This window comes from Acidovorax sp. KPB24-03 (genome assembly GCF_057546605.1).
In genome coordinates, this window is the sequence record NZ_BAAJYR010000316.1 from 1 (window position 1) to 4191 (window position 4191).

The window sequence follows — 4191 nt, forward strand, 5'->3', positions numbered from 1 at the left end:
CGATGCGGTGCAGGCGTGGCTCATGCGCGATGCGCGCCAGCGCTTCACCGCGCGGCTGGACCACTTCGCGCCGCTGCTGGGCGTGCGCTGGAGCAGCCTGCGCCTGTCCAGCGCCCAGACGCGCTGGGGCAGCGCGCGCAGCGACGGCTCCATCCGCCTCAATTGGCGGCTGCTGCACTACCGCCCCGCGGTCATCGACTATGTGGTCGCCCACGAGCTGTCGCACCTGCGGGTGATGGACCACAGCCCGCGCTTTTGGGACACCGTGCGCAGCGTCGTGCCCGACTACGCCGACCTGCGAGGGCGCCTGCGCGACGAACCCGCGCCGCCCTGGGATTGACGCCGCGCCCAAGCCCCTGGCGCCAGTGCTTGAAAGCCCGCGCGGCCCGGTTGCGGGTGCTGACAAAATGCCGCGCATGACTTCCAAAGCTTCTTCCTCTTCCTCCGCTCCCGCTGCCCCCTCCACGGTTCCGGACGGCGGTCCGCAGCCGGCCGAAGGCTATGCGGGCGATGTGTCGCCACAGCTCGCATGGCAATGGGTGCAGTCGGGCCAGGCCGTGCTGGTGGACGTGCGCACCGATGCCGAGCGCGACTGGGTCGGCTTCGTGCCCGGCGCCGTTGCCGTGCCCTGGAAGCACTGGCCCGGCATGGCGCCCAACCCCCAGTACGACGCGGCCATCCTCGCCGCCGTGCCCCCGGGTCGCCAGGCCGTGCTGCTGTGCCGCAGCGGCGTGCGCTCAGTGGCGGCCGCGCGGCGCGCCACGGAGCTGGGGCTCAAGGCGTACAACATTCTGGAAGGCTTCGAGGGTGACCCCGACGAGAACGGCCACCGCAATCTGAAGGGCGGCTGGCGCTTTCGCGGCCTGCCGTGGCGCCAGGGCTGAGCGCGAAGGGCTCGCTGCCTTCCCATCGCCCGCTGCCGCGCCTGCCGCAACGAAAACGGGCCCGTGAGGGCCCGTTGGGAGGCGCGCGCCGCAGCGCGCTTTGAAGGACGGTCAGAGCGCGGGAATGCGCAGCTTCTGGCCGGGGTAGATCTTGTCGGGGTGCGTCAGCATGGGCTGGTTGGCCTCGAAGATCTTGGGGTACTTGTTGGCGTCGCCGTAGAACTTCTTGGCGATGGCCGAGAGGGTGTCGCCGCGCACCACGTCGTGGTATTGCGCTTCGGGTTCGGGATTCGTGACGGACATCTGGTTGTCCACGCTGGTCACGCTGGCCACGTTGCCGCAGCACAGGGTCACCTTCTCCTTGGCGGCCTGCGTGGGCGCTTCGCCCTTCACGGTGACCTTGCCCTCGGGGCCTGCGAACGCCACCTGGACGTTGCTCACGCCGAGGTTCTGCGAGGCGATGTAGGTCTCGATGGCCTTGCCCGCCTTGGCGTTCAGTTCGTCCTGCGTGGGGGCTGCCGCCGTTGCGGCCTGGGCATCCTTGCCGCCGAACAGTTTTTCGCCGGCTTCCTTGATGAAGCTGAAAAGTCCCATGTGCTGGCTCCTTGGTGTGGTCTGTGGATCGGACCGGCCACTGTAGCGCCATCGCCAGTCCGGCCCGTGTCGGACAGCCGCCCGAAGGGCCAGGCAGCTCCCGCCAGCGGTGCCGCGTGCCGCGATATTCGCGAGCCGGCGCCGCAGAGTCCGCGTGTCGCGTGCGGGTAAACATGCGCGTCAAGGCGATTTGTAAAACTCGTGATAATCCCGCATGACTTTTCTGGCCATCGACGTCGGCAACACCCGCCTCAAATGGGCGATGTACGACGCTCCCCAGCCGGGCGCCGCAGTGCTCGCCCACGGCGCTGAATTCCTGGACAACATCGAACGGCTGGCGGAAAGCTCGTGGGCCGGGCTGCCCGTGCCCGAGCGCATGCTGGGCTGCGTGGTGGCGGGCGACGCCGTGCGCCGCCGCGTGATGGAGCAGATGGAGCTGTGGGACGTGCTGCCGCAGTGGGTGGTGTCGTCCGCGCAGGAGGCCGGCCTGGTCAATGGCTACGACCATCCCACGCGCCTGGGCTCGGACCGCTGGGTGGCCATGATCGGCGCGCGCCATCGCCTGCTGTCGCAGGGCCCGGCGCGCCCGCTGATCGTGGTGATGGTCGGCACGGCCGTGACGGTCGAGGCGATCGACGCGCAGGGCCGCTTCCTGGGCGGGCTGATCCTGCCCGGCCACGGGATCATGCTGCGGGCGCTCGAATCCGGCACGGCGGGCCTGCATGTGCCCACGGGCGAGGTGAGCCTGTTTCCCACCAACACGAGCGATGCGCTCACGAGCGGCGGCACCTACGCCATCGCCGGCGCGGTCGAGCGCATGGTGCAGCACATCACGCAGCACTGCAGCGAAGCGCCCGCCTGCATGATGACCGGCGGCGCGGGCTGGAAGATGGCGCCCAGCATGACCCGGCCGTTCGACCTGGTCGAGAACCTGATCTTCGACGGCCTGCTGGCCATCGCCGAACAGCGCTTCGCAAAGACCGCCGCGGAGCGGGACGAGGGCCGGGACCGCCGCTGAAAGGCGGGGGCTAGCCTTCGGCCAGTTCGGTCTGGGCCAGTTCCACGCCCAGCCGCTCCAGCGCATCGGCGGGCTGGGTGGTGGCGACTTCCTCGTACAGGCGCGTGGCGTCGCCCATGCGCTGGTCGCCTTCCAGGATGAGCAGCGCGTTGGCGTATTCGATCTTGCCGATCACCGAGTCCGGGTTGATGGCGAAGGCCTCCTCGAAAAGCCGCAGGCTGCTGGCCTTGCGGGCGCCATAGGTCATGCTGCCCACCATCTCGCCGACCTTGTCGATGATCTCGGCATGGAACACGGCCAGCGCCAGCCGCGCATCGGCATGGATGGGCGACAGCACGATGGCCTGCTCCAGCGTCTTGCGCACGCGGCTGCCCAGGCCCTGCGCCATGGCCTTGGCCACGCTGATCCCCTGGCTGTAGCGGCCGATGGCATAGGCATGCCAGAACCAGGCGTTGGGGTTGGTGGGCTCTGCCCGCATCTGCTCGCTGGCCCGCTCGGCCGCTTCGGTCAGCAGCGCCAGGCGCCGGTCCTCGTGCGGCTCCAGGTAATTCGCATAGACGATGGTGGCCTTGTTGGCCACGGTGATCCCGGCACCGCCGGCCGCCAGCCCGGCGCGGGCCGCCTCCTCGAAGGCGCCGCGGTGAAAGAGCACCCAGGCGTCGAGCACGGCGGCATCGTCCGGACAGGGCTCGGCATCGCCCGCATGCAGGCGCTTCCATTGGCTGCGCACCGAAGCGGCGGTGAAGGGGTAGGCGTCGGAGTACGGGAAGGGCGTCCAGGGCTTCACGGTGCGTCTCCTCGGGGTGGGGTGGGTCGGTCAGGCGGCCAGGGCCTGGGTGCTGTAGGCGCCGCTCAGCGCCTGCAGGTGCTCGCGCTGGCTGTCTTCCAGGTAGGGCATGAGCAGGTCCAGCACATGGTGCGCGCCCCGCAGCAGGGCGCTCTGCGCGCTCTCGGGCTCCAGGGCGTGCCGCGGATCGCTCACGTATTCGAAGCTCAGCCAGTAGGTCAGCACCACCACCATGCTGGTGGCCATGGAGCCGGCATCGCGGGTGCCCAGGCGCAGGGCGCCGGTGCGCTCCATGCCGCCCAGCAGCGTGCGCAGGGCCTGGGTCTTGCGCCCGAGCAGGGTCTGGAAGTGGGTCTCCAGGCGGCGGTTGCGGGACAGCAGGTCGTTCAGGTCGCGGTACAGGAAGCGGTACTGCCAGATCAGTTCGAACAGCGTGTGCAGGAAGAACCAGGCGTCTTCCACGTCGCGCACGCTGTCGGCCGCATCCAGCAGCTCGTTCAGGGCCGCCTCGTAGTGCGAGAACAGCACGTTGACCAGCTCGTCCTTGGCCGGGTAGTGGTAGTAGAGATTGCCCGGGCTGATGCCCAGCTCGGCGGAGATCGCGGTCGTCGACACGTTGGGCTCGCCAAAGCGGTTGAACAGCTCCAGCGTGGATTCCAGAATGCGCTCGGCAGTGCGGCGCGGCGCTTTTTTCACCATATCGGCGGCCTCCCGGTGCGTGGGTGGTTGTCTCTTTCACCCACTCTAACCGAGGTGGTCCGTCCGCACGGTGTTGCAGTGCATCATGCAAGGAATAGGCAATCCTTTGGAATGCCCGCTTCCTGCAGGGCGGCCGCACCGCCCGGATCGTCAGTCGGCCGGCGGTTTGGGGGCCCTGGGGCGGGCCGCGGCGGCGGTCTTGCGGGCGG

Annotated in this window: 6 protein-coding genes; 3 read left to right on the forward strand and 3 right to left on the reverse strand. The window is 69.3% G+C overall.

The genetic code is table 11. The features are described 5' to 3' along the window. On the forward strand, positions 1-340 hold a 340-nt coding region (locus AC27KI_RS19925), incomplete at its 5' end, for a M48 family metallopeptidase (protein WP_487115431.1). Between the two features lie 76 nt (positions 341-416). Then, the gene (locus tag AC27KI_RS19930; RefSeq protein WP_317353208.1) at positions 417-884 is read left to right on the forward strand and encodes a rhodanese-like domain-containing protein; all 468 of its coding nucleotides are present in this window, start codon (positions 417-419) and stop codon (positions 882-884) included. A 111-nt stretch (positions 885-995) separates the two neighbouring features. On the opposite strand, the gene lysM is transcribed toward AC27KI_RS19930, so the two are convergent. Further along, positions 996-1478: a peptidoglycan-binding protein LysM gene (gene lysM / locus AC27KI_RS19935; RefSeq protein WP_272565189.1), complete on the reverse strand. Its 483-nt coding sequence runs from the start codon at positions 1476-1478 to the stop codon at positions 996-998. A gap of 214 nt (positions 1479-1692) precedes the next feature. On the opposite strand from lysM, the gene AC27KI_RS19940 reads away from it, so the two are divergent. Beyond that, entirely contained in the window at positions 1693-2496 is an 804-nt protein-coding gene (locus AC27KI_RS19940) for a type III pantothenate kinase (RefSeq protein WP_487090469.1), read from the forward strand. A 10-nt stretch (positions 2497-2506) separates the two neighbouring features. Here the strand turns inward: AC27KI_RS19940 and AC27KI_RS19945 are convergent, their stop codons facing one another. Both AC27KI_RS19945 and AC27KI_RS19950 read right to left on the reverse strand, forming a co-directional pair. Continuing rightward, a complete protein-coding gene (locus tag AC27KI_RS19945; protein WP_284398069.1) occupies positions 2507-3283 on the reverse strand; it encodes a tetratricopeptide repeat protein in 777 nt (258 codons plus the stop codon). A 30-nt stretch (positions 3284-3313) separates the two neighbouring features. Continuing rightward, a complete protein-coding gene (locus tag AC27KI_RS19950; RefSeq protein WP_487115433.1) occupies positions 3314-3982 on the reverse strand; it encodes a TetR/AcrR family transcriptional regulator in 669 nt (222 codons plus the stop codon). Between the last annotated feature and the right edge of the window lie 209 nt (positions 3983-4191).